Here is a 23,628-nt window from a genome sequence, read left to right as displayed (position 1 = left end):
GCGGTCGTCGAAGCGTGCCATTGGCTCGAGCCGCAACGGTCGCGACACGAATTCGCGCCGTCCGCCTGCTGGGCCCTGCGTCGGGGGCTGCCGCACCGGCCGGCCTCCGCCACGATCGATATTCCGTGCGAGCATCTCGATGTCGAGGATCGCCTGGCGCTCGATACCTTGTGCCTGCCGCTGAGCGCGCATGGCGAAACCTTTGGCCTATTGTATCTGGAGCGTGCGCCGGGAGCGCCGGAAACAACGTCGACCTCGGAAAATTATCTGACGATGCTGGCCGAGAATATCGGCCTGGCGATCGCCAACATCCGCTTGCGCGAGCAATTGCGCGCGATGGCGATGGGAGATGCGCTGACCGGGCTCGGCAACCGCCGCCAGTTGGACACGACGCTCGCGCAAATCCTGTCGGACGCGCTGCGCGCCGACCTGCCGGTCAGTTGCCTGATGCTCGACGTCGATCATTTCAAGCGCTTCAACGACAGTTTCGGCCACGACGCCGGCGATGTCGTGTTGCGCGAAGTCGGCACGGCGCTGCGCGACAGCGTGCGCGATCGGGAATTGGCGTTTCGCTATGGCGGCGAGGAGTTCCTGGTGCTGCTCCCGGGGCTTGATGCGCAACAGGCATCGGCCCGGGCCGAACATATCCGCGAACGGGTGGCGGGACTCACCCTCGATTATAATGGGGCTCGGCTTGGTGCGGTGAGCGTGTCGGTCGGGGTGGCGGCAGTGCCGGTTCACTGCACCGCCGACCGCCTCGTGCAAACCGCCGACGCCGCGCTGCTGCGGGCGAAGGCCCATGGGCGCGACCGCGTGGAAGTCGCCGCCAAGCGCGGGAACAAGAACGCGGCATGATTTAAGTCGGGGATCGGGTCCACGCCCCCGCTGGCCGGCCGAAAAGCCACGCTCGTTTGGCTGAGAGAACCGCTCGCCTCCCTTCCTGCGCGGGACTTGCGCCGCGCGACGCCGCTGCTACACTCCGAAAATAATATTATCATACCTATGATGGAGAGAGCGGCGATGACCACGGGGGGCTCCGCGGCGGGAGGCTGGCGGGATACGATCCTGGCGGGTCTGGCGAATTATATCGACGCGGGGTCGATCGTCGCGGGCTCGGTGGCGCTGGCATTGTGGCAGGAAGCGTACGGGCTCAGCAACACGACGCTCGGCGTCCTCGGCGCGTTCGGCCCTAACGCGATATCTGCGGGGATCGGCGCACTGATCGGCGGACGGTTGTGCGACACTCTCGGCCGCAAGAAAATCTACCAGTATGACATGCTGTTTTACGCGTTCGGCATGTTGTGGCTGGTGTTCGCGATGAACGCCTGGATGGTCGTGCTCGGGTTCTTCCTGGTCGGCCTTGCGGTGGGCGCCGACATTCCCGCCTCCTGGTCGCTAATTGCCGAACAGGCGCCCGACGACGCGCGGGCCAAGCATAGCGGCTCCGCACAGGTGCTGTGGTATCTTGGCCCGACCGTCGTGCTGCTGATGTTCGCGGCGCTGTCACCGCTGGGCCTGCTCGGCGCCCGCATCGTGTTCGCGCACCTCGCCATCCTCGCGGTCGCCCTCACCTTTCTCCGCGCCCGCATGCACGAGTCCAAGCGCTGGCTCGAAGCCCAGGCGAGGCCGGTTGAGGAGCAGCGCCGCGGCCAGTTGAAAGATCTGCTGACCTGGCAGAACATCCGCTCGATGGCCTTCCTGATCGGCATGTACGGCGTCTGGAACCTGTGGGCGGGGACCAACGGCTTCTTCTTTCCTTTCATCCTGCGCACGGTCGGCAATCAGAGCCAGTTCACTGCCGTGGCAGTGCAGACGCTGAGCTTCTTCATCGGCATGATGTCGATCTACCTGGTCTTCATGCAATTCGCCGACCGGGTGAACCAGCGGATGATGTTCGGTATTTCCGCGGTGATCCAGGTGGTCGGCATGTCGCTGCTCGCGATCTTTCCCCTGACCTTGCCAATTGCGCTCATCCACGTGTTCCTGATGATGTTCGGCGGCGGGTTCGGCGCGCAGAGCTTCTTCCAATTATGGAGCGCGGAGATGTTTCCCACCCTTCTGCGCTCGACCGCGCAGGGCGTGATGTTCGCGGTGGTGCGCGTGTCGCTGGGCGTCTTCAGCTTCTTCGTGCCGGCGCTGACGGCGACCGGCTTCACTACGCTTGCCTGGATCCTGGTGGGTTTCCTGGTGGTGAGCGGGCTGATCGGATTCCTCGGCGCGCCACGCAACGAGGGCAAGTCGCTCGAGGAAATCGAAGCGGGGATGAAGTCCGCTCGCTGATCTGGCACTCGGCACCGCCCTTTAACTTGCGCGCGAGGCGCTGTTCACGTCTTATTGAGGGGTGACGAGGCTACGCATCGCCATTAGAGAAATAATATGATTATTTCTTCGGCCAGTGATTTCCGGGAAGCGGCGCGGCGACGTCTGCCGCGCTTCCTGTTCGATTATGCCGATGGTGGCGCCTATGCCGAGGTGACGCTGCGCCGCAATGTCGCGGATTTGGCCGGCATCGCGCTGCGCCAGCGCGTGCTCAAGGACGTCGCGACGATCGACCTGAGCACCAGCCTGTTCGGTCGGCAGGTCGGCCTGCCGGTCGCCTTGGGACCGGTCGGGATCAGCGGCATGTATGCGCGGCGCGGCGAGATCCAGGCCGCCCGCGCGGCAAAGGCAGCGGGCATCCCGGCCTGTCTGTCGACCGTATCGATCTGCTCGATCGAGGAAGTCGCGCAGGTCGCCGATCCGTTCTGGTTCCAGCTCTACGTGATCCGCGATCGCGCCTTCATGAAGGACCTGATCGCGCGGGCAAAAGCGGCCGGCGCCAGCGCGATGGTGTTCACGGTCGACATGCCGGTACCGGGCGCGCGCTATCGGGATGCGCATTCGGGCATGTCCGGACCCAACGCGCCGCTCCGCCGCATGCTGCAGGCGATCGGCAAGCCGGCTTGGTCATGGGATGTCGGCCTTCGCGGACGGCCACACACGCTGGGTAATTTGCTGCCCGTGCTGGGCAAGGATAGCGGGCTCAATGACTATATGGGCTGGCTCGGCGCCAATTTCGATCCGTCGATCCAGTGGAAGGATCTCGACTGGATCCGCGCCGAATGGGATGGCCCGCTGATCATCAAGGGCATCCTCGATCCCGAGGATGCGCGCGAGGCGGCGGCGATCGGCGCCAACGGCATCGTCGTCTCCAATCATGGCGGCCGCCAGCTCGATGGCGTGCTGTCGAGTGCGCGCGCTTTGCCCGCGATCGACGATGCGGTCGGCGACGCGCTCACCGTGCTGGCCGATGGCGGCGTGCGTAATGGGCTCGACGTGGTGCGCATGTTGGCACTGGGCGCGAAGGGCGTGCTGCTCGGGCGCGCCTGGGTCTATGCGCTGGCGGCGCAAGGCGAGACCGGCGTCGCCAAATTGCTGGAATTGATCGCCAAGGAAATGACGGTCGCGATGACTTTGACCGGGGTCAATCGCATCGACGCGATCGACCGATCGATCCTGGCCGAGCCCATCAAGTAACGAGGAAAGAGATGAAGCTTCTCGAGGGAAAGACGGTGCTGGTCACCGGTGGATCGACCGGCATCGGCCGCGCCGCGGCGATCGGTGCCGCGCAGCATGGCGCGAACGTCGCGATCAATTATGCGTCGAGCGACGACAAGGCGCATTCCTGCGTCGCCGAGATCGAGGCGCTCGGGCAGCGCGGCATTGCGATCAAGGGCGACGTCGCCTTGCCCGAGACCGCGACCGATTTCGTCGCGCGGGCGGTCGCCGAGTTCGGCCGCGTCGACGTGATGGTGTCGAACGCCGGCATCTGCCCGTTCCACGCTTTTCTCGATATGCCGGTCGAGACGGTCGAGCGCACCTTCCGCGTCAATCTGCACGGCGCCTATTTCATGGTCCAGGCGGCCGCCAACCAGATGGTCAAGCAGGGCGACGGCGGCGCGATCGTCGCGGTGTCGTCGATCTCGGCCCTGGTCGGCGGCGAGTTCCAGACGCATTACACCCCGACCAAGGCCGGCGTGCATTCGCTGATGCAGTCCGCCGCGATCGCACTCGGCAAGCACGGTATTCGCTGCAATTCGGTGCTGCCCGGCACGATCCTGACCGAGATCAACAAGGACGATCTCGCCGACGCGGAAAAGCGCAAATATATGGAAGCGCGCACCCCGCTCGGCCGGCTCGGCATGCCCGAGGACCTGGCCGGGCCGATCGTCTTTTTGGCGTCCGACATGGCGGCTTATGTCACCGGCGCCGCGCTACTGGTCGATGGCGGCATGTACGTGAACCTGCAATAACGCTGCCGTGACCATCTGCATGCCCGCCCCCGACGAAGCGGTGCTCGCGCGCCGCGGGGAGATCGTCGCCGCGATGCGCGCGATCGTGCCGGGCGAAGGCGTGATCGAAAAGCCGGACGAACTGCGTCCCTACGAATCCGACGCGCTGACCGCCTATCGCCAGCCGCCGATGGTCGTGGTGTTGCCCGAGACGACCGAACAGGTCGCCGCGATCCTGCGCTGGTGCCACGCCAATCGCGTCAAGGTCGTGCCGCGCGGCGCGGGCACGTCGCTGTCGGGTGGCGCGCTGCCGCTGGCCGACGGCGTGCTGCTCGGCATGGCGCGGTTCAACCGCATCCTTGAGGTCGATTATACCGACCGCCTGGCGGTGGTGCAGCCCGGGGTCACCAATCTGGCGATCACGCGGGCAGTCGAGGACGAGGGTTTCTATTACGCGCCCGATCCGTCGAGCCAGATCGCCTGCACCATCGGCGGCAATGTCGCCGAGAATTCGGGCGGCGTGCATTGCCTGAAATACGGTTTGACCACCAACAATGTGCTCGGCGTCGAATTCGTCACGATCGAGGGCGAAGTGCTGCGCCTCGGCGGGCGCGGGCTTGAGCCGGCGGGGCTTGACCTGCTCGGGCTGATCGTCGGCTCCGAGGGGTTGCTCGGCGTCGTGACCGAAGTGACGGTGCGTATCCTGCCGCGGCCCGAAACCGCGCGTGCGCTGCTGATCGGCTTTTCCGAGGTCGAAGGCGCCGGACGCTGCGTTGCCGACGTGATCGCCGCGGGAATCATTCCGGCGGGGATGGAAATGATGGACAAGCCCGCGGTCCATGCCGCCGAGGCGTTCGTCCAGGTGGGCTATCCGCTCGACGTCGAGGCGCTGCTGATCGTCGAGCTCGATGGCCCAGCCGCCGAATGCAGCCATCTGCTCGAAGAAGTCGAGGCGGTCGCGCGCGCCAATGGCGCGGTATCGGTGCGCATTTCGACCGACGATGACGAGCGCGTCGCCTTCTGGGCGGGGCGCAAGGCCGCCTTCCCCGCCGCCGGCCGGCTGGCGCCCGATTATCTCTGCATGGATGGGACAATCCCGCGCCGCCGCCTGCCCGACGTGCTGACGCGGATGCGCGTGCTGTCAGAGCAATATGGCCTGGCCGTGATCAATGTGTTCCATGCCGGCGACGGCAATCTGCACCCGCTGATCCTCTATGACGCCAACAAACCCGGCGAACTCGAGCAGGCCGAGGCATTCGGCGCCGACATTTTGCGATTGTGCGTCGAAGTCGGCGGCGTGCTGACCGGCGAGCATGGCGTCGGGGTCGAGAAGCGCGACCTGATGCCGGTGATGTTCACCGAAACCGACCTTGCGCATCAACAGCGTATAAAATGCGCGTTCGACCCTGAATTGCTGCTCAATCCCGGCAAGATGTTCCCCGTGCTGCACCGCTGCGCCGAACTCGGCAGCGTGCACGTCCATCGCGGTGCCCTGCCCTTCCCCGATTTGCCGCGCTTCTGACGATGGCAGACGCGATCCGTCCTGACAGCGCCGATGCGCTTGCGGCGATCGTCGCCGAGGCGGCGCGCGACGGGACGCGGCTGCGGCTGCGCGGCGGCGGCAGCAAGGACGCGGTCGGCGCGCCTTCGCCCGACGCGCGGATCGTCAACATGCGCGGCTTTTCCGGGGTGGTCGATTACGACCCGCCGGAGCTGGTACTGACAGTGAAAGCGGGGACGCCGCTTGCCGAGGTCCAGGCCTTGGTCGCCGAAAAGGGTCAGGTGCTGGCGTTCGATCCGTTCGATCACGGCGCGATACTCGGCGGCGCGGTTGGCGAGGCGACGATCGGCGGGATCGTCGCGGCCGGTGTCGCTGGCCCGACCCGCGTCAGCCGCGGCGCGGCGCGCGATCATTTGCTCGGCTTTGTCGGCATATCGGGACGCGGCGAGCGTTTCGTCGCAGGCGCGAAGGTCGTCAAGAACGTCACCGGCTACGATCTCCCCAAGCTGATCACCGGAAGCTGGGGCCGGCTGGCGGCGATCACCGAACTGACCCTCAAGGTTCTGCCCGCGCCGCGCCTGCGGCTGACGCTCGGAGTCGCCGGGCTGGATCCCGCCGCCGCGATCTCGGCGATGACGCGGGCGATGGGATCGTCCGCCGAAGTGTCCGCGGCGGCGCATCTGCAGGACTGGAACGGCACGCCGCTTACCGCGATCCGCCTCGACGGTTTTCCCAGTTCGGTTGAGGCGCGCGCGGCGATCCTCACCCAGCTGGTCGACGGCATCGCGCCGCTCGCTGACGGAGAGGCCGCGCGCCTCTGGCCCGCCATCGCCACGGCTGCACCGTTGCCGACGGGGTTGCCGCTGTGGCGGATCATCGCCCCTGCTGCACAGATGGCGAAGGTGATCACCGCGATCGACGGCGCGTGGTTGCTCGATTGGGCCGGCGGCCTGCTCTGGCTGGCGAGCGAAGACGATCCGCAGGCGATCCGCGCCGCTGCCATGCAAGCAGGTGGGCACGCCATGCTCGTGCGCGCCGATGCATCGATGCGCGCCGTCGTGCCGGCGCTCCATCCGCAACCCAAGGCGCTCGCCGCGCTGGAGGAGCGCGTGCGTCGCGCCTTCGATCCGGCGGGCGTGTTCGAGACGGGACGCTTCTAGGTGCAGACGCAATTCTCCCCCGAGCAATTGGCCGATCCGGCGATGGCATCGTCCGAAGGAGTGATCCGCAAATGCGTCCATTGCGGCTTCTGCACCGCGACCTGCCCGACCTATGTCCTGCTCGGCGACGAACTCGATAGCCCGCGCGGCCGGATCTACATGATCAAGGACATGCTCGAGAACGAGCGCGCGCCGAGCGCCGAGGTCGTCAAGCATGTCGACCGTTGCCTGTCCTGCCTGTCGTGCATGACGACTTGCCCGTCGGGCGTGAACTATATGCACCTGGTCGACCACGCGCGGGCCTATATCAACGAGAGCTACACGCGCCCGTGGCATGAGCGAATGCTGCGCAGCATTCTGGCTTGGATACTCCCCCACCCGACCCGATTCCGGACGGCGTTGCGACTGGCGCAGGTCGGTCGGCCGCTGGCGCCGCTGTTCGCAAAAGTAGGTGCGTTGCGCCCGCTCGCGGCGATGCTCGCGCTGGCACCGCGACGGATCCCGGCCGCGCCACCAAAACATGTTCCAGCGTCCACGACGCGTCCGCGCATTGCGTTGCTGCAGGGATGCGCCGAGCCGGTGCTGCGCCCCGAATTCCGCGCCGCGGCGATCCGCCTGCTCGATCGCGCGGGTTACGATGTCGTGCTGACACCCGGCGAGGAATGCTGCGGTGCGTTGGTGCACCATATGGGGCGCGAGAAGGCCAGCTTGGAAGCCGCCCGGCGCAACGTCGACGCCTGGACGCGCGAGATCGAAACGGGCGAGCTCGCCGCGATCGTGGTCACCGCGTCGGGCTGCGGCACGACGATCAAGGATTACGGGTTCATGCTGCGCAGCGATGCCAATTACGCCGACAAGGCGGCCCGGATTTCCGAGCTCGCGCGCGACATCACCGAAGTGCTGATCGACGCCGATTTGCCCCTAGGCGACGGCCGCGGCCTTACGGTCGCCTATCACGCCGCTTGTTCGTTGCAGCATGGACAGAAAGTGACCGACGCGCCCAAGCGGTTGCTGGCCGGCGCGGGTTATGCCGTCCGCACGCCGATCGAGGCGCATCTCTGCTGCGGATCGGCGGGCACCTACAACATCCTCCAGCCCGACATCGCCGGCAAGCTCGGCGAGCGCAAGGCGGCCAATCTTGCCCGGCTCGACGCCGACGTGATCGCTACCGGCAATATCGGCTGCGCGATGCAGCTCGCGCCGCGCCTCGGTATTCCGGTCGTTCACACGATCGAGCTGCTCGACTGGGCCACCGGAGGACCCGTTCCACCGCAACTTGCCGGCCGTGAAGTCCCCAAGGGCGGTTGACTTTAATAGTCATATTATACAATCAAGACAGGCGACGCCGCTAAGGGCGTGACAGGGGAAGGATTCGGATGGGCCTGCCGAAGATCAAGTATGTTCGCGCGTTCACCGTCCGGGGCGGCGGCGCCGACTATCACGACCAGGGCGACGGCCATTGGATCGACGATCATATTTCGACGCCGATGGCGCGGTATCCGGAATATCGCCAGTCGCGGCGGAGCTTCGGCATCAACGTCCTCGGCACGTTGGTGGTCGAACTCGAGGCCGATGACGGGACAATCGGTTTCGCGGTGACCACCGGCGGCGAGCCCGCCGCGTTCATCGTCGAGAAGCATCTGTCGCGATTCCTGGTCGGCCGCAGCCCGGCCGAATATGAGAAGATCTGGGACCAGATGTACTTCGCGACCCAATATTACGGGCGCAAGGGACTGGTGGTGAACGCCATTTCGGGCGTCGACCTCGCGCTCTGGGACCTGCTCGGCAAATTGCGCGGCGAGCCGGTCTATCACATGCTCGGCGGCGCGGTGCGCGACGAGCTGCAATTCTACGCCACCGGCTCGCGGCCGGATATCGCCAAGCAACTCGGCTTCATCGGCGGCAAGCTCCCGCTCCATCATGGCCCGGCCGAGGGGCTGGAGGGAATGGAGAAGAACATCGCGTTGCTCGCCGACATGCGCAGCAAGTGCGGCGACGATTTCTGGCTGATGTACGATTGCTGGATGAGCCTCGACATCGATTATGCGACCCGGCTTGCGCAGCGCGCCTGGCACGAATGCGGACTCAAATGGATCGAGGAGGCGCTGAGCCCCGACGATTATTGGGGCTACGCCCAGCTGAAGAAGAACGCGCCCAAGGGCCTGCTCGTCACCACCGGTGAGCATGAGGCGACGCGCTGGGGCTTCCGCATGCTGATGGACATGGAATGCTGCGACATCATCCAGCCCGATGTGGGCTGGTGCGGCGGCGTCACCGAATTGATCAAGATCGCCAATTACGCGGATAGCCGCGGCGTGATGATGGTGCCGCACGGATCGTCGGTCTACAGCTATCACTTCGTGATCACGCGGCACAATTCGCCGTTCGCCGAGTTCCTGATGATGCACCCCGGGCCCACCGAGATCGTGCCGATGTTCGCGCCGCAATTGCTGGGCGAGCCGGTGCCGGTGAACGGCAAGATTCGCGCGAGCGAACTCGACAAGCCGGGCTTTGGCGTCGAGCTCAATCGCGATATCGCGCTCCACCGTCCCTATTCAAACTAAGGATTATCCATGAAACTCTGCCGTTATGGTGCCGTGGGCGCCGAGAAGCCCGGCCTGATCGACGCCGACGGGCGCATCCGCGACCTGTCGGGCCATGTCGCGGACATCGGACCGGACGAACTGGGCAAGGAGGGCCTGGCCAAGCTCGCGGCGATCGATCCCGCCTCGCTGCCGCTGGTCGAGGGTGAGGTCCGCTATGGCGCCTGCGTGACCGGCACCCGCCAGTTCATCGCGATCGGTACGAACTTCGCCGATCATGCCGCCGAATCGAACCTGCCGGTGCCAGAGGAACCGGTCGTGTTCCAGAAATGGGTGAGCTGCATCCAGGGGCCGAACGACCCCGTCACCATTCCGAAGGACTCGAAGAAGACCGACTGGGAAGTCGAACTGGGCGTCGTGATCGGCACCGCCGCTTCCTATGTCGACGAGGCGGACGCGCTCGACCATGTCGCCGGCTATTGCGTGGTCAACGACGTGTCCGAGCGTCACTGGCAGATCGAGCGCGGCCTGACCTGGGACAAGGGCAAGGGCTTCCCGACGTTCGGACCGATCGGCCCGTGGATGGTCACCGCCGATGAGGTCGGCGATCCGCAGAACCTGGCGATGTGGCTGTCGGTCAACGGCAAGAAGATGCAGAACGGCAGCAGCAAGACGATGATCTTCACCGTCGCGCAGATCGTCGCTTATTGCTCGCAATTCATGACTTTGCTGCCGGGCGATGTGATCACCACCGGCACGCCGCCTGGCGTCGGCCTCGGCCAGAAGCCCGAGCCCTGGTATCTCAAGGCCGGCGACGTGGTCGAGCTCGGCATCGAGAAGCTCGGCGAGCAACGGCAGGAATTCGTCGCCTGGGACGCCGCCAAATGAGCGTCTATGCAGGTCGCTTCGCCGGGCGCGCAGCGATCGTCACCGGCGGCGCGTCCGGCCTCGGCAAGGCCGTCGCCAAGCGCATTGTCGCGGAGGGTGGGACGGTAGCGCTCTGGGATCTCAATCCCGAAGCGCTGGCCGCCGCGAAGGACGAGGTTGGCGCCACCGACACGCAGGCGCTCGACGTCTCCGATCCCGCCGCGGTCGAGGCAGCGGCCAAGGCCAGCGGCGCGGCGCTCGGCAAGGTCGACATATTGGTGTGCTCGGCCGGCATTACCGGCGCGACCGTTCCGGTCCACGAATTCCCGATTGACAGCTGGCAGCGGGTGATCGACATCAATTTGAACGGCCTGTTCTACTGCAACCGCGCGGTCGTGCCGCTGATGCTGGCGAACGGCTATGGCCGCATCGTCAACATCGCATCGGTTGCGGGCAAGGAAGGCAATCCCAATGCCAGCGCCTATTCGGCGTCCAAGGCAGGCGTGATCGGCTTCACCAAATCGCTCGGCAAGGAGCTCGCCGAAAAGGGCGTGATCGCCAATGCGCTGACCCCGGCGACGTTCGAAAGCCCGATCCTGGCGCAATTGCCCCCAAGCCAGGTCGATTACATGCGTTCGAAGATCCCGATGGGCCGGCTGGGCGAGGTCAGCGAGTCCGCCGCGATGGTCTGCTTCATGGCGAGCGAGGAATGCAGCTTCACCACCGCATCCACCTTCGACACGTCCGGCGGCCGCACGACCTTCTGACATGACCGAGCGGCTGCCTTTCGTCGATGCCCATGTCCATCTGTGGGACCTGTCCCACCTCCGCTATCCGTGGCTGATGCCGCCATTCGCGGAGGACGGCCCGAACGGCAGCGTCGAGCCGATCGCGAAGGATTACGGGCTAGACGACTATCTCGCCGACGCCAACGGCTGGGACGTGCGGGGCATCGTCCATGTCGATGCCGGCGCCGATCCGGCGGATGCGCTGCAGGAGAGCGACTGGCTGCAGGCGATGGCCGACGCGCGCGGCATGCCCAACGCGATCGTCGCCTTCGCCGCGCTCGATGACCCCAAAGTCGAAGCCTTGCTCGCCGCGCATGCCGAGCGCCGGTCGGTGCGCGGCATCCGCCATATCGTCAACTGGCACCCCGACCCGGTGCGCACCTACACGCCGCGCGACGTGACCGGCGACAAAGCCTGGGCAGCGGGTTTCGCGCTGCTCGGCAAATACGGATTGAGCTTCGACCTCCAGGCCTATCCCGGCCAGTTTCCCGCCCTGGCGCCGTTGCTCGAACGGCATCCCGACGTGCCGGTGATGATCAACCATGCCGGCATTATGGTCGGCGAGAGCGGTCGCGAGGAATGGCGCGCGGGGATGCGCGCGCTCGCCGCTATCCCGCATGTCGCGGTCAAGATTTCGGGCATCGGCTTCGCTTTCCGGCCATGGACGATCGAGCAGATGCGTAGCTACGTGCTCGAGACGATCGAGCTGTTCGGCACCGGCCGCGCCATGTTCGCCAGCGACTTCCCGACCGATAAATTGTTCGGCGGGTTCGATCAGCATCTCGATGCCTATAACGCCATCGTCGCCGATTTCAGCGACGACGAGCGCCGCGCCTTGTTCGCGGGCAACGCCAATCGGCTCTACCGCCTTGGCCTGACGCTCTGATCGTGCGCGTTGTCGACCGGCGCGCCGAATATACCAGCGACCTGCCCGGCACCGATGTCGAGCGCCCGCGTCTGTCGTGGCGGATCGGATAGAGGATTACTTCGCGGTCTTGCGCTTGCGGGATGCACTCGCGCGCTCGAGCCGATCGAGGCCATGGGTGATGATCGCGCGCATCGCCTGTGCCGCGCCGGCGCCGTCGCCGGCCTCGATCAGGTCGACGATGCGGCTATGGCCCTGCACGCTCTCTTCATGCACCTCGGCCTCGCGTACTGGTGAGCTCAGCCGGAACGAGGCGAGCAAAGCGGTTTCGATCACCGCCGCGAGCGAGCGCATCAGCACATTGCCCGAGGCGTAACCGACCGCTTTGTGGAAATCGAGATCGGCATGGGCGAAGTCGCTCGCGCTGCTCGTCGCTTCCGCCATACGGGCGAGGCAGCCGCGCAGGATCGCTATGTCTTCCGGCGTTGCCCGCTGGGCCGCGGCTTCGGCTGCCGCCGGCTCGATCGCCATACGGATCGCGGCGACGTCGCGGACGAAATCCACATCCAGTCCCTGCGCAACCTTCCAAGCCAGGATGTCGGCATCGAAGAAGTTCCAATGTACGCTGTCGAGCACAGTGGTACCGACACGCGTCCGCGCGACGATCAGGCCTTTCGCAGTCAACGTCTTGAACGCCTCGCGCAAGACGGTGCGCGACACACCGAAACGCGCCAGCATCTCGGCCTCGGACGGCAATTTCGAACCCGGCGCGAAGACACCCGACAGGATATCGCTGCCGATCGAGCGTGCGACCTGGTCCGCGTTCGACAAGGTCGCGTCGGCGATCCTTCCGAAATCAGGACGGGATTGCATCGTCATTGGTCTCCTCCGATCGCCCGGTGCCGGAAATCCGATCGGGATCGTGAACAGTATGACAATAAGGGCCGGAACTCGATGGGCGCAAGCGGCAGCCGCGTGGCCGTCCGGATGCCTTTAAAAGGACGCCGACAGGGCCCCGGCCTTCGCTGGGCCGAAGTTGGCTTTTCTGCCGAGCGCTAAATCGTCCACCCGCCGTCGACGATCTGCACCTGTCCCGTCGTGTAGGTCGCCCCCGCGAGATAGACGACCAGGTCTGCGATCTCCTCCGGCGCGCCGATGCGGCCGATCGGCTGGCGCGCAATGAAGGCGGCGCGCGCGCCGTCATAATCGCCGCCGGCGGACAGACGATCATGCAAGGACGGCGTCTCGACCGTGCCCGGACAGATCGCGGTAACGCGAATGTTGTTGCCGACGAAATCGGCTGCGATCGACTTGGTCAGTCCAACCACCGCCGCCTTGGTCACGGTATAAGCGAAGCGGTTGGGCACCCCCTTCACGCTCGACGCCACCGAAGACATGTTGATGATCGCGCCGCCGCCGCGCTCGACCATGCCGGGAAGCACTGCCTGGCAGGTCCGTGTCATCGCGACGACGTTGAGCCGCCACGCGAAATCGAGATCGGCGTCGCTCGTTTCGAGCACCGTTCCGCCGTGGACGACGCCCGCGCAATTGAACAGGATGTCGATCGTCTCGTCGCCAAGCGCCGCGACCGCTTCGGGATCGAGCACGTCAAGCCGGCGCGTCTCGATCCGCTCGCCGGCCAACCCCTCCAGCCCCGCTTCGTTGACGTCGGTCGCAATGACGCGCGCGCCCGCGGCGGCAAGCGCCAGCACCGAGGCGCGTCCGATACCTTGCGCGGCGGCGGTCACGAGGGCGGTCTTTCCGGTAAGGTCGATCAACGTCTTGGTCCTCAAGGCTGGGAATTGGAGTGCTGCGCGTCTGGTCCGCGCTATAACAAGCTTCGGCCAGCGCCAAGTGCGTCAGGCATCATCGACTCAGGCGGCAAGCATTCGCGACCAAGGCGGTACTTACAGTGTTCCTGGCGAGTGCAGGATCCAATCGCGCAATCTCGGACGGGGTTGATGCGACCGATCAACCAGGCTAATTATGTCTGAGTTATTGGAGACATTCCTTGATAGACGGTTCCATCTTGATCGGTGCGGAGGCGCGCCAGTCCGATACCCGCTTCACTTCCGTCGATCCGGCGACCGGTGAGGCTCTGCAGCCCGCTTTCTCCTCTGCCGGAGCCGAGGCGGTGGACGCGGCCTGTGCGCTCGCCGAGGCAGCCTTTCCGGCCTATGCGGCGATCACGCCCGAAAGGCGCGGCGCGTTCCTCGATACCGCTGCGCAGGCGATCCTCGACATCGGCGATGAGCTGATCGTTCGCGCGATGCAGGAAACCGGCCTGCCCCGTGCCCGGCTCGAGGGCGAGCGCGCGCGGACCGTCGGACAGCTTCGCTTGTTCGCGTCCGTCGTTCGCCAAGGCGACTGGCTTGACGCCACGATCGATCCGGCTCTCCCAGACCGCCAGCCACTGCCGCGCCCCGATCTTCGGCGGATGAACCTGCCGCTGGGGCCGGTTGCCGTGTTCGGCGCGTCGAACTTCCCGCTCGCCTTTTCGGTTGCGGGTGGCGACACCGCCTCGGCCCTGGCGGCCGGTTGTCCGGTAGTGGTCAAGGGCCATCCCGCGCATCCCGGCACCGGCGAACTGGTAGCGCGCGCGATCGCCGCGGCGGTAGCATCGAGCGGCTTGCCGGCGGGCGTCTTCTCCTACCTTCCCGGCGAGACCAACGCGCTCGGTGGGACGCTGGTCGCGGATCCGCGGATCAACGCGGTCGGCTTCACCGGATCGCGCGGCGGCGGACTGGCGCTGGTGCGAATCGCCGCGGCGCGCGCCGAGCCGATCCCCGTCTATGCGGAGATGTCGAGCATCAATCCCGTCATCCTGTTCCCTGCCGCGCTCGCCGCGCGCGGACCGGCGCTGGCCACGTCGTTCGTTGCCTCGTTGACGATGGGTGCAGGGCAATTCTGCACCAATCCAGGATTGGTCATCGGGCTCGACGGTCCCGACCTCGACGCATTCGTCGCGGCAGCCGGTCAGGCGCTCCAGGGCACCGGGTCCGCGACCATGCTGACCCCGGGCATCCACGCCGCGTTCGAGAAGGGTGTCGGCGCGCTCGCCGGACATGACGCCGTCCGCACCGTCGCGCGCGGCGGACCGGGTGACGGGGCAAACCAGGCAGTGGGTGCGCTGTTCGAGACGAGCGCCGAGCAGTTCCTCGCCGATTCGGCGCTGGGCAACGAGGTGTTCGGTTCGTCCTCGATCGTCGTGCGCTGCCGCGACACCGCCGAGCTGGCGAAAGTCGTCGCCGGGCTGGAGGGACAATTGACCGCGACGATCCAGATCGATCCGGCCGACGAAGCCGCTGCCGCGGAAATCCTGCCGCTGCTGGCCCGCCGCGTCGGCCGCATCCTGGCCAATGGCTGGCCGACCGGAGTCGAGGTCGCGCACGCGATGGTTCATGGCGGGCCCTTCCCCGCAACTAGCGACAGCCGCACCACCTCGGTCGGCAGCAAGGCGATCGAGCGTTTCCTGCGTCCGGTCTGCTTCCAGAATCTGCCGGCCAGCCTGATCCCCGCCGCGATCGGCGACGCGAATGAGTGGGGAATAGCCCGCCGCATCGATGGCCAGCGAGAGGAGTCGCCCAATTGATCCGGTCCCTCATCCAATTCGACGATGGTGCGCGCGGAGTCGCCGCACTGGGTGACGACGGCGCACGCCGCGTGTCCGGTGCGACGACGACGCTGGCGCTTGCTACCGAAGCGATGGCGGCCGGCGTCTCGCTCGCTGAACTCGCTGGCGCGCGGCTCGGCGAGCCGATCGATCTTGCGGGCGTCGCCCTGCTCTGTCCGATCGATCATTCCGACCCTGCGCACCTGCTGGTCAGCGGCACCGGCCTTACCCATCTCGGCTCGGCCGAGGGACGCGACAAGATGCACCGCGCGGCGATCGAGAACCCGGCGCCAACCGATTCGATGAAGATGTTCCTGATGGGGGTGGAAGGCGGCAAGCCCGAGACCGGCGCGATCGGCGTCCAGCCAGAATGGTTCTACAAGGGCGACGGCGCGATCCTGGCCGCGCCCGACGCGCCGCTCGCGATGCCCGATTTCGCGCTCGACGGCGGCGAGGAGCCAGAGATCGCCGGCATCTATCTGATCGCGCCGGACGGCGCCCCGGTCAGGATCGGCTTCGCGCTCGGCAACGAATTCTCCGACCATATCACTGAGCGCGGCAATTATCTGTGGCTGGCGCATTCGAAGCTGCGCGCCGCCGCGCTGGGTCCGGAATTGCTGCTCGGCGAGCTGCCCGAAGATGTTCGCGGCACCAGCCGCATCCTGCGCGACGGGGCGGTGATCTGGGAGAAGCCATTCGTCTCAGGCGAGGCGAACATGTCGCACAGCATCACCAATCTCGAGCACCATCATTTCAAATATGCCGGTTTTCGCCGCCCTGGCGACCTGCACGTCCACTTCTTCGGCACCGCGACTTTGTCGTTCAGCGACGGGGTGAAGACCGAGCCGGGCGACGTGTTCGAGGTCGAAGCACCCCCCTTCACGCTGCCGGCGCGCAATCCGCTCGCGCGAGCGGCAGCAGTTCAGATCGCGGTGCGCAGCTTGTGAGCATTGTCACCCGGGCCGCGACCGCATAGGCTCGCGCGGTCGATGGATGACGACCGTCCCCCTCCCGCGCCACGCATCCACGGTACGATCGCGCGTAAGCTCGGTATCGAGATCGTCGGCGGCATTCGCCGGCCTGGCGACATATTGGACGGCGAGATCGAGGCAAGCGAGGAACTCGGCATCTCGCGCACCGCTTATCGCGAAGCGATCCGTATCCTCGCGGCCAAGGGGCTGGTCGAAAGCCGACCCAAGGCAGGAACGCGAATCACGTCGCGCAACCGCTGGAATCTGCTCGACCCCGATATCCTGGCCTGGACGTTCGAGGGCGAGCCCGACCCCCAGTTCATCGTCGACTTGTTCGAGCTGCGCGAGGTTATCGAGCCAGCCGCGGCGGCGTTCGCGGCACAGCGGCGCAGCGACCAGGACCTTGCCGAAATGACCGACGCGCTCAAAGGCATGGAGGCATTCGGCCTGGCCGACGAGCGCGGACGCGCCGCCGACCAGCGTTTCCACCGCGCCATCCTGGCCGCCGCGGGCAACGAACCGCTGACCGCGCTTGCCAGCACAGTCGGCGCGGCGGTGAGCTGGACCACCAAGTTCAAGCAGCGGCGCCGCAACCTGCCGCGTGACCCGCTGCCCGATCACCGCCGCGTTCATGAAGCGATCGCGGCAAAGGATGCCGATGGCGCGCGGCGCACGATGACCGACCTGCTGCGGCTCGCGCTGACGGACATGGAATTGCCCGAGAGGGAGTAACAAAGCTCCCCTCCCTGCAAGGGAGGGGTCGGGGGTGGGTGCGCGCGTCTGCGCGCCCAAAAGACTCAATAACCTATCGGCAAAACAGTATCGGACAAGGCATCGAGCCTCGCCCGATACTCACCCACCCCTTAATCCCCTCCCTTTAAAGGGAGGGGAAATTGGAGTGTCAGTGATTGTCGCGCGGCAGACCCTTGGTCTGGGCGATGCGCTGATAGGCCTCCGCCCCTTCCAGGATGGCGCCGCTGCCGAGCTGGCCGACCACCGCGCGCTGGATTTCCTGCCACGGCGTTTGCGACGCGGGATAACGATAGCCGCCCGCCGCTTCCAAGACACGCCGCCGTTCGGCGAGTTCGGCCTCGTCGACCAGCACGTCGGCAGTGCCGCGCCTGAGGTCGATGCGCACGCGATCGCCGGTCCGGAGCAACGCCAGCGCGCCGCCCGCCGCGGCCTCGGGCGAGGCGTTGAGGATCGAGGGGCTGCCGCTCGTGCCGGATTGCCGGCCGTCACCGATGCAGGGCAATGCGTGGACCCCGTCGAGGATCAGGTGCGCAGGTGGCCGCATGTTCACCACTTCGGCGGCGCCCGGATAGCCGATCGGTCCCGCGCCGCGCATCACCAGCAGGGTCGCGGGCGTGATGCCGGTAGCAGGGTCGTCGATCCGCGCATGATAATCCTCCGGCCCGTCGAACACCACGACCGGCCCCTCGAACGCGTCGGGATCGTCGGGGTTGGAGAGATACCGGTCGCGGAATTCGGGCGAGATCACGCTGGTCTTCATGATCGCGCTGTCGAACAGATTGCCGCACAGGACGACGAAGCCGGCATCCTTCATCAGGGGATCGGCGAACGGGCGAATGACCTTTTCGTCCTCGATCACGGCGTCGCGACAATTGTCGCCGATAGTGCGGCCATTGGCGGTCATCGCGCCTTCCGCGATCAATCCGTGCTGGATCAATTGCGCGACTACCGCGGGAACACCGCCCGCGCGGTAATAGTCTTCCCCGAGATACTCGCCGGCTGGCTGGAGATTGACCAGCAGCGGGATGGCATGACCATGGTCCTGCCAGGTCTTGAGCGGCACATCGACGCCGACATGGCGCGCGATGGCGGTCAGATGGATCGGCGCGTTGGTCGATCCGCCGATCGCCGAATTGACCGCGATCGCGTTGAGGAAGGCATCCTTGGTGAGGATATCCGACGGCTTGAGATCCTCCGCGACCATCTCCACCACACGCTTGCCGGTGCGATAGGCGACTTCCTGACGGTCGCGATACGGCGCCGGGATCGCCGCCGACCCCGGCAGCGCCATGCCGAGCGCCTCGGCCAGCGAGTTCATCGTCGTCGCCGTGCCCATCGTGTTGCAATAGCCGGTCGAAGGGGCCGACGAGGCGACGAGGCGGATGAACTCGGCATCGTCGATCTCGCCTGCCGCGAGCATCTGCCGCGCTTTCCAGACGATCGTGCCCGACCCGGTACGCTCGCCCTTGTGCCAGCCGTTGAGCATCGGCCCGACCGACAGGGCGATCGCCGGGATATTCACCGTCGCCGCCGCCATCAGGCAGGCGGGCGTCGTCTTGTCGCAGCCGATCGTCAGGACCACCCCGTCGATCGGATAGCCGTAGAGCGTCTCGACGAGACTGAGATAGGACAGGTTGCGGTCGAGACCGGCGGTGGGGCGCTTGCCGGTTTCCTGGATCGGGTGGACCGGGAATTCGAGCGCGATGCCGCCCGCCTCACGAATTCCTTCGCGCACGCGCTCGGCGAGCACGAGATGATGGCGGTTGCACGGGCTGAGGTCGGATCCGGTCTGCGCGATGCCGATGATCGGCTTGCCCGATTGCAACTCCTCGAGACTGAGGCCGAAATTCAGGTACCGCTCGAGATACAGCGCGGTCATGTCGACATTGTCGGGATTATCGAACCAGGCGCGGCTGCGGAGCTTGGGCATGTTGTCGGAGGGCATTCAGGGCTCCAGGGGAGATTGAGCGAGGCACGAGGCGGCCGCGAATTTCATGAATCTCAATACATTATGCATGCCGCCCCTCCTTTCGGTGCCGACCGGATTGACCGCGGCACAAGCGATATATAATCAGACAATTAGCCAAGGCACAAGCTTTGCGGTCGTATGAAGGAAGAGGATGATGGCAGGTCCCGCGGCAACTACCCCGCGTCAGCAGGTCGGAATGCAGACCGGCGGCAGATACGGGCCAGCGCTCGCCTTGCTCGCCAGCCTCTTCTTCATGTGGGGGTTCATCACGGTCATCAACAACACGTTGCTGCCCCACCTGAAGAGCGTCTTCGAGCTCAATTACCTGCAGACCACCCTGATCGAATCGACGTGGTTCGTCGGCTATCTCGTCGCCTCGATTCCCGCGGCCAAGCTGATCGAGCGGATCGGCTATCAAAAGGCGCTGACGGTCGGGCTCGCGGTGATGACGGTGGGGTCGCTGGGGATGATCCTGGCGGCCAGCCTGCCTTCCTATGGTGTCACGCTCGCCTCCCTGTTCATCGTGTCGTGCGGGATCGCCTTGCTCCAGGTCGCCGCCAATCCTTATGTCGCGGTAATCGGCTCGCCCCAGACCGCGGAGTCGCGACTCACCCTGGTCCAGGCGTTCAACACAACCGGCGACGTGCTGGCGATCGTGTTCGGCCGGTATCTGATCCTCGCCCGCACCACCGCCGGCACCTCGGCGGAGGGCGTCCAGCTGAGCCATGCGCAGCGCATGGCCGACGCGCAGGCGACCGAATTGCCGTATCTGATCGTCGCGATCGTGCTCGCGGTGCTGACCGTCGTCATCGCGCGTGCCAAGCTGCCCGCGCTTGGCTCCGCAACGCAGCGCGCCAACGCCGATGAGCGCAAGCATCTATCGCTGTGGAAGCACCGCAACCTGATCCTCGGCTGTGGCGCGATCTTCCTCTACGTGCTGGCTGAAATCGGCGTCGGCAACCTGTTCATCAACTTCGCGTCGCAGCCCCATATCGCCAACATCACCCACGAGCAGGCTGCTTTCTACCTGACCTTCGTATGGGGCGGAATGATGATCGGCCGCTTCGCCGGCGCGTGGATCATGCGCTATTTCGCGCCGGAGAAGGTGCTCGCGGTGTTCGCGGTGGGGGCGCTGGTGTCGGCGCTCGTCGCGACCTTCGTGCCTGGCCCCACGGCAATGTACGCGCTGATCGCCGTTGGCCTGTTCCACTCGATCATGTTCCCGACGATCTTCGCGCTTGCGATCCGCGGCCTCGGGCCGCTGACCGAAGAGGGATCGGGATTGCTGATCATGTCGATCGCCGGCGGTGCGCTGGTGTTCATCCAGGGTAGCGTCGCCGACAATTTCGGCATCCAGCTCGCCTTCATCGTCACGGCTTTGTGCGAGATGTACGTGCTGTATTACGCGCTTTGGGGCTGCAAGGTGACCAACCCGGCCTGACGGCCGGGCAGCGTCAGCAGCCCTTCCCCTCCGCACGCGCGGCCCAGCGGATCGCGCCGCCGATCATCTTCTGGTGGAGCGGCTCCGAATAGGTCTCCGCCTTATGGCCGAGTGCGGAGAAGAACACCCGCCCCCGACCGACGCAGCGCGTCCAGATGATCGGATGGATCTTGCCCATCCGCATGCGCTCGGGGAAGGGTTCGTAGCTGCTCTCGTCAAGCGTCGCGAGGATGTGCGTATCGTTGCCGGTCGGCACCCGATCGAACGAATACCATTCCTCGGTCCGCACCCATTTCGCCGGCAGGTCGCGCGTCGCCGGATTGCTGCGGTCGATCACGTCGATCGTCGCCTGCTGGAATTGCTTGGGATAGGCGGTATGGCCGATGAACTGCGCGCCGATCAGCGTGGTCGGGTACCAGCTCCAGTCATAATGCGGGTCGCCGCCAGCGCCGTGGAGCAGGACCACTCCACCGCCCTTTTCGATCCATGATTCGAACGCGGCGCGCTGAGTGTCGTCGAAGATCTTCCCGCTGGTGCTGCTGAGCACGACCACCGCGAAACGCGCGAGGTCACGCGGGTTCATCACGGCAGCATTCTCGGTCTCGAACACGTCGCGATGCTGTTTGCGGACAAGCTCGACCAGCACCGTCTTCGCGGCGGCGATCTGATCTGGATCGCGAAACCCGTTGGTCTTGGAGAGCACCAGCACCGCACCTTTGCGCATTGCCGGGATCGCCGGCGGGACCGTGTCCATGACCGGCGTCGGCCAGTTGCGCGGATCGCGCACCCAGGTCGCGACAGGCGCCGGAGTCGTAGCCTGGAGCGCGATTGCGAACACCAGCGCAGCACGTAACATCATGGCCTCATCCCTCCGTTTTTTCCGGTTGTCCGCAGAAGATCACCATTCGAACGCATCGCCGGTGGTACGTTCCGCGATCAGGAAGGCGTCCGCCACGAGCTGAAGCGGCCGCAAGTCGACATCGCTTTTGCCGGTCGCAACCAGTTCCGCGAAGCGACTGTAGAGACCTGGATATTCGGCGTCCGCCGCTTTGCGCGGTTGCTCGCCGGGCAGGCGCAGGATCGAACCGCCCATCGACAGCACCAACGTGCCGGCATCGGTATCGACCTCGATGTCCCAGGTCTGTGGGCCGGTCTGCAGGAAATCGAATTCGGCCGATACCGGGACGGCGCCTGCCAACATCGCGAGCGTCGCCTTGAGCGGCCCCTGCCGGCCAGCAGGAACGGTGATCGTCGCATTGTCCACCCGCCAGGGCTCGGGCAGTATCCTGGTCGCGATCGAAAGAGCGTTGATGCCGGGATCGAACACGCCGAACCCGCCTGCCTCGAGTATCCAATCCTGTCCCGGATGCCAGCGGCGGATATCCTCACGCCACGCGATCCGGACCGCATCGATCTGTCGTCCGGCGAGCCAGGCGCGCGCCGGCTCGACTCCGGCTGCTTCGCGCGAATGCCACGTGGCGAACAGCACCACGCCTTTCGCTTTCGCCATATCGGCCAGCGCGACCGCTTCCGAAATAGTCGCGGCTGGCGGCTTCTCCATCATGACATGCAGCCCTGCCCCGATCGCCATGCGCGCCTGATCGAAGCGGCCACGCGGCGGCGTGCAGAGCGATACGGCGTCGAGTGCGACATCGCCGCCGAGCATCGCCTCGATGGTCGGGAAGTTGGCAACGGTATCGAGCGTGGCGTTGCGGCTAGCGATCGCGACGAGATCGTAATCCGGGTTCGCGGCGAGCGCCGGCAGATGTTGGTCCCGCGCGATCTTGCCGAGTCCCACCAGTCCGATCCGCAGCCTCTTCATATTCGCTCCCGCGCCAAAATAAATCGTACATATTCCTATCGGCGGGCCGGACTGCTAGCAACCGAGTATCAGCAAAAGGGGCCAAGGAACCGCCGCGCGACGCATCCCCCCGACCCATGACCATTGAATAACCCTCTGCGCGTCAGTCGCCCGATATGGACAGTCCGGCGAGAAGCGGAGCGTAGGCAGCCAGCCTGCGGGATACGAAGTCCGTGAAGAGCCGCACGCGCTTGGTCTTGCGCGTCTCTCCCTGTGTGAGAAGCCAGAGCGTTCCGTACAGGTGCAGGTCGACGCTCGGCACCCTCACCAATAGGGGGTCGGCATCGCCGACGAAGCATGGCAATGTCGTGATCCCAAGCCCGTGCCGTACAGCAACGATTTGCGCTTGGGCATCCGTGGTACGGAATGGAACTCCCGTGGTGCGAAGCTCGCCCTCACTAGCCCAATCCGGAACTCCGTGCGCGCTTATGACGATCCATCGGATGGGATCGGGCGCGCCCGCGCGCCAGGCGGCGAGTCGATCGCGGGACATGTAGACACAGCCAAACACCTCCGGTCCCTTCAGGCCGTGGAGATTGAGCGGCAGGGTTTTGCGGTCGTAGACAACGCGGATCGCGACATCGGCCTCTCTGTTTGTCAGGTTGGCGAGATCGCCGGACGACAAGACGTCCATCTCGATGTCCGGATGCAGGCGCGCGAAATCGGCGAAGTCCGGCATGAGCAGGTGTGTCGCGAGAGGCGGTGCCAGTGTCACCCGCAAAGGCCCGCGCACGCTCTGGTCACGTCCGAAGACGCGCGTCTCCAGCTGATGCGACGACGCCTCCATTTGGGTCGCGAGCTCGACGACCTCCTCGCCTGCGATCGTCAGGCGGTAGCCCGACGGCAGCTTTTCGAACATCTGCGCGCCAAGGCGTTCCTCGAGGTGCGCGACGCGTCGCAGCACGGTCGCATGGTTCACGCCGAGACGCTGGGCGGCAGCGCGCACCGAGCCTTCGCGCGCGATGGCCAGAAAGTAGCGAACGTCATCCCAGTCGATCATGGTGCAGTCTCGCACCGCGCGGTGC

21 protein-coding genes are annotated in these 23,628 nt (G+C 65.8%); 15 read left to right on the top strand and 6 right to left on the bottom strand.

The genetic code is table 11. The features are described 5' to 3' along the window. From SAS01S_RS01690 to SAS01S_RS01640, 11 genes are all read left to right on the top strand, one after another. On the top strand, window positions 1-855 hold an 855-nt coding region (locus SAS01S_RS01690; RefSeq protein WP_157082616.1), incomplete at its 5' end, for a sensor domain-containing diguanylate cyclase. 165 nt (window positions 856-1,020) lie between these two features. Beyond that, window positions 1,021-2,280 (top strand): MFS transporter, encoded by a 1,260-nt coding sequence (locus tag SAS01S_RS01685; protein ID WP_084238385.1) that lies wholly within the window; start codon window positions 1,021-1,023, stop codon window positions 2,278-2,280. Between the two features lie 96 nt (window positions 2,281-2,376). Next, window positions 2,377-3,516, top strand: a complete 1,140-nt coding sequence (gene lldD, locus SAS01S_RS01680; RefSeq protein ID WP_066803792.1) for an FMN-dependent L-lactate dehydrogenase LldD — start codon at window positions 2,377-2,379, stop codon at window positions 3,514-3,516. Between the two features lie 11 nt (window positions 3,517-3,527). Next, complete coding sequence (gene lra1, locus SAS01S_RS01675; RefSeq protein WP_066803790.1) at window positions 3,528-4,292, top strand: L-rhamnose 1-dehydrogenase Lra1; 765 nt, start codon at window positions 3,528-3,530, stop codon at window positions 4,290-4,292. 19 nt (window positions 4,293-4,311) lie between these two features. Beyond that, on the top strand, window positions 4,312-5,793 hold the full coding sequence (locus tag SAS01S_RS01670) for an FAD-linked oxidase C-terminal domain-containing protein (RefSeq protein WP_439646825.1): 1,482 nt from the start codon (window positions 4,312-4,314) through the stop codon (window positions 5,791-5,793). A 2-nt stretch (window positions 5,794-5,795) separates the two neighbouring features. After that, window positions 5,796-6,932: a glycolate oxidase subunit GlcE gene (gene glcE / locus SAS01S_RS01665; protein ID WP_066803778.1), complete on the top strand. Its 1,137-nt coding sequence runs from the start codon at window positions 5,796-5,798 to the stop codon at window positions 6,930-6,932. Beyond that, on the top strand, window positions 6,933-8,240 hold the full coding sequence (gene glcF, locus SAS01S_RS01660) for a glycolate oxidase subunit GlcF (RefSeq protein ID WP_066803776.1): 1,308 nt from the start codon (window positions 6,933-6,935) through the stop codon (window positions 8,238-8,240). A 68-nt stretch (window positions 8,241-8,308) separates the two neighbouring features. Continuing rightward, window positions 8,309-9,496, top strand: a complete 1,188-nt coding sequence (gene rhmD, locus SAS01S_RS01655; RefSeq protein ID WP_066803774.1) for an L-rhamnonate dehydratase — start codon at window positions 8,309-8,311, stop codon at window positions 9,494-9,496. A 9-nt stretch (window positions 9,497-9,505) separates the two neighbouring features. Beyond that, entirely contained in the window at window positions 9,506-10,363 is an 858-nt protein-coding gene (locus SAS01S_RS01650; protein WP_066803771.1) for a fumarylacetoacetate hydrolase family protein, read from the top strand. Then, entirely contained in the window at window positions 10,360-11,109 is a 750-nt protein-coding gene (locus tag SAS01S_RS01645) for an SDR family NAD(P)-dependent oxidoreductase (RefSeq protein WP_066803768.1), read from the top strand. The genes SAS01S_RS01650 and SAS01S_RS01645 overlap by 4 nt, the downstream gene beginning before the upstream one ends. Window position 11,110: 1 nt before the next feature. Further along, a complete protein-coding gene (locus SAS01S_RS01640; protein ID WP_066803761.1) occupies window positions 11,111-12,016 on the top strand; it encodes an amidohydrolase family protein in 906 nt (301 codons plus the stop codon). 96 nt (window positions 12,017-12,112) lie between these two features. On the opposite strand, the gene SAS01S_RS01635 is transcribed toward SAS01S_RS01640, so the two are convergent. Both SAS01S_RS01635 and SAS01S_RS01630 read right to left on the bottom strand, forming a co-directional pair. Next, a complete protein-coding gene (locus tag SAS01S_RS01635; protein WP_245656710.1) occupies window positions 12,113-12,874 on the bottom strand; it encodes a FadR/GntR family transcriptional regulator in 762 nt (253 codons plus the stop codon). A 176-nt stretch (window positions 12,875-13,050) separates the two neighbouring features. Then, the gene (locus SAS01S_RS01630) at window positions 13,051-13,773 is read right to left on the bottom strand and encodes an SDR family oxidoreductase (RefSeq protein WP_066803833.1); all 723 of its coding nucleotides are present in this window, start codon (window positions 13,771-13,773) and stop codon (window positions 13,051-13,053) included. Between the two features lie 233 nt (window positions 13,774-14,006). Here SAS01S_RS01630 and SAS01S_RS01625 point away from each other — a divergent pair, with 233 nt between their 5' ends. From SAS01S_RS01625 to SAS01S_RS01615, 3 genes are read left to right on the top strand one after another with little or no spacing between them, the layout of a single operon-like run. After that, entirely contained in the window at window positions 14,007-15,587 is a 1,581-nt protein-coding gene (locus SAS01S_RS01625; RefSeq protein ID WP_066803758.1) for an aldehyde dehydrogenase (NADP(+)), read from the top strand. Further along, window positions 15,584-16,555 (top strand): AraD1 family protein, encoded by a 972-nt coding sequence (gene araD1 / locus SAS01S_RS01620; RefSeq protein WP_066803756.1) that lies wholly within the window; start codon window positions 15,584-15,586, stop codon window positions 16,553-16,555. Before SAS01S_RS01625 ends, araD1 begins: the two co-directional genes overlap by 4 nt. A 42-nt stretch (window positions 16,556-16,597) precedes the next feature. Continuing rightward, a complete protein-coding gene (locus tag SAS01S_RS01615) occupies window positions 16,598-17,311 on the top strand; it encodes a FadR/GntR family transcriptional regulator (RefSeq protein WP_066803752.1) in 714 nt (237 codons plus the stop codon). 169 nt (window positions 17,312-17,480) lie between these two features. Here SAS01S_RS01615 and SAS01S_RS01610 read toward each other — a convergent pair whose 3' ends face one another. Beyond that, window positions 17,481-19,277 carry an IlvD/Edd family dehydratase gene (locus tag SAS01S_RS01610; protein WP_066803744.1) on the bottom strand — a complete coding sequence of 599 codons (1,797 nt, stop codon included), beginning with the start codon at window positions 19,275-19,277 and terminating at the stop codon, window positions 17,481-17,483. 178 nt (window positions 19,278-19,455) lie between these two features. On the opposite strand from SAS01S_RS01610, the gene SAS01S_RS01605 reads away from it, so the two are divergent. Next, complete coding sequence (locus SAS01S_RS01605) at window positions 19,456-20,742, top strand: sugar MFS transporter (protein WP_066803831.1); 1,287 nt, start codon at window positions 19,456-19,458, stop codon at window positions 20,740-20,742. Window positions 20,743-20,755: 13 nt separating this feature from the next. Here SAS01S_RS01605 and SAS01S_RS01600 read toward each other — a convergent pair whose 3' ends face one another. The 3 genes from SAS01S_RS01600 to SAS01S_RS01590 all read right to left on the bottom strand — a co-directional run bounded on the left by SAS01S_RS01600 (window position 20,756) and on the right by SAS01S_RS01590 (window position 23,603). Then, the gene (locus tag SAS01S_RS01600) at window positions 20,756-21,601 is read right to left on the bottom strand and encodes a ThuA domain-containing protein (protein ID WP_066803740.1); all 846 of its coding nucleotides are present in this window, start codon (window positions 21,599-21,601) and stop codon (window positions 20,756-20,758) included. 39 nt (window positions 21,602-21,640) lie between these two features. Beyond that, window positions 21,641-22,564, bottom strand: coding sequence for a Gfo/Idh/MocA family protein (locus SAS01S_RS01595; protein ID WP_066803737.1), 924 nt, complete (start codon window positions 22,562-22,564; stop codon window positions 21,641-21,643). 142 nt (window positions 22,565-22,706) lie between these two features. Beyond that, the gene (locus SAS01S_RS01590) at window positions 22,707-23,603 is read right to left on the bottom strand and encodes a LysR family transcriptional regulator (RefSeq protein ID WP_066803734.1); all 897 of its coding nucleotides are present in this window, start codon (window positions 23,601-23,603) and stop codon (window positions 22,707-22,709) included. Window positions 23,604-23,628 lie beyond the last annotated feature (25 nt).

Source organism: Sphingomonas asaccharolytica NBRC 15499, from assembly GCF_001598355.1.
In the GTDB taxonomy this organism is placed as follows: Bacteria; Pseudomonadota; Alphaproteobacteria; order Sphingomonadales; family Sphingomonadaceae; genus Sphingomonas; species Sphingomonas asaccharolytica.
The sequence above is the reverse complement of the archived record's forward strand: the minus strand, read 5'-3'. Positions and strand labels throughout refer to the sequence as shown.

What these genes read in the sequence shown, in the direction of transcription:
- SAS01S_RS01595 (WP_066803737.1), bottom strand. Translation starts at nt 22,564, where the DNA reads ATGAAGAGGCTGCGGATCGGACTGGTGGGACTCGGCAAGATCGCGCGG.
- rhmD (WP_066803774.1), top strand. Translation starts at nt 8,309, where the DNA reads ATGGGCCTGCCGAAGATCAAGTATGTTCGCGCGTTCACCGTCCGGGGC.
- SAS01S_RS01635 (WP_245656710.1), bottom strand. Translation starts at nt 12,874, where the DNA reads ATGACGATGCAATCCCGTCCTGATTTCGGAAGGATCGCCGACGCGACC.
- lldD (WP_066803792.1), top strand. Translation starts at nt 2,377, where the DNA reads ATGATTATTTCTTCGGCCAGTGATTTCCGGGAAGCGGCGCGGCGACGT.
- SAS01S_RS01600 (WP_066803740.1), bottom strand. Translation starts at nt 21,601, where the DNA reads ATGATGTTACGTGCTGCGCTGGTGTTCGCAATCGCGCTCCAGGCTACG.
- SAS01S_RS01590 (WP_066803734.1), bottom strand. Translation starts at nt 23,603, where the DNA reads ATGATCGACTGGGATGACGTTCGCTACTTTCTGGCCATCGCGCGCGAA.
- SAS01S_RS01610 (WP_066803744.1), bottom strand. Translation starts at nt 19,277, where the DNA reads ATGCCCTCCGACAACATGCCCAAGCTCCGCAGCCGCGCCTGGTTCGAT.
- lra1 (WP_066803790.1), top strand. Translation starts at nt 3,528, where the DNA reads ATGAAGCTTCTCGAGGGAAAGACGGTGCTGGTCACCGGTGGATCGACC.
- SAS01S_RS01640 (WP_066803761.1), top strand. Translation starts at nt 11,111, where the DNA reads ATGACCGAGCGGCTGCCTTTCGTCGATGCCCATGTCCATCTGTGGGAC.
- SAS01S_RS01650 (WP_066803771.1), top strand. Translation starts at nt 9,506, where the DNA reads ATGAAACTCTGCCGTTATGGTGCCGTGGGCGCCGAGAAGCCCGGCCTG.
- SAS01S_RS01605 (WP_066803831.1), top strand. Translation starts at nt 19,456, where the DNA reads ATGGCAGGTCCCGCGGCAACTACCCCGCGTCAGCAGGTCGGAATGCAG.
- SAS01S_RS01615 (WP_066803752.1), top strand. Translation starts at nt 16,598, where the DNA reads ATGGATGACGACCGTCCCCCTCCCGCGCCACGCATCCACGGTACGATC.
- SAS01S_RS01685 (WP_084238385.1), top strand. Translation starts at nt 1,021, where the DNA reads ATGACCACGGGGGGCTCCGCGGCGGGAGGCTGGCGGGATACGATCCTG.
- glcE (WP_066803778.1), top strand. Translation starts at nt 5,796, where the DNA reads ATGGCAGACGCGATCCGTCCTGACAGCGCCGATGCGCTTGCGGCGATC.
- SAS01S_RS01645 (WP_066803768.1), top strand. Translation starts at nt 10,360, where the DNA reads ATGAGCGTCTATGCAGGTCGCTTCGCCGGGCGCGCAGCGATCGTCACC.
- SAS01S_RS01670 (WP_439646825.1), top strand. Translation starts at nt 4,312, where the DNA reads ATGCCCGCCCCCGACGAAGCGGTGCTCGCGCGCCGCGGGGAGATCGTC.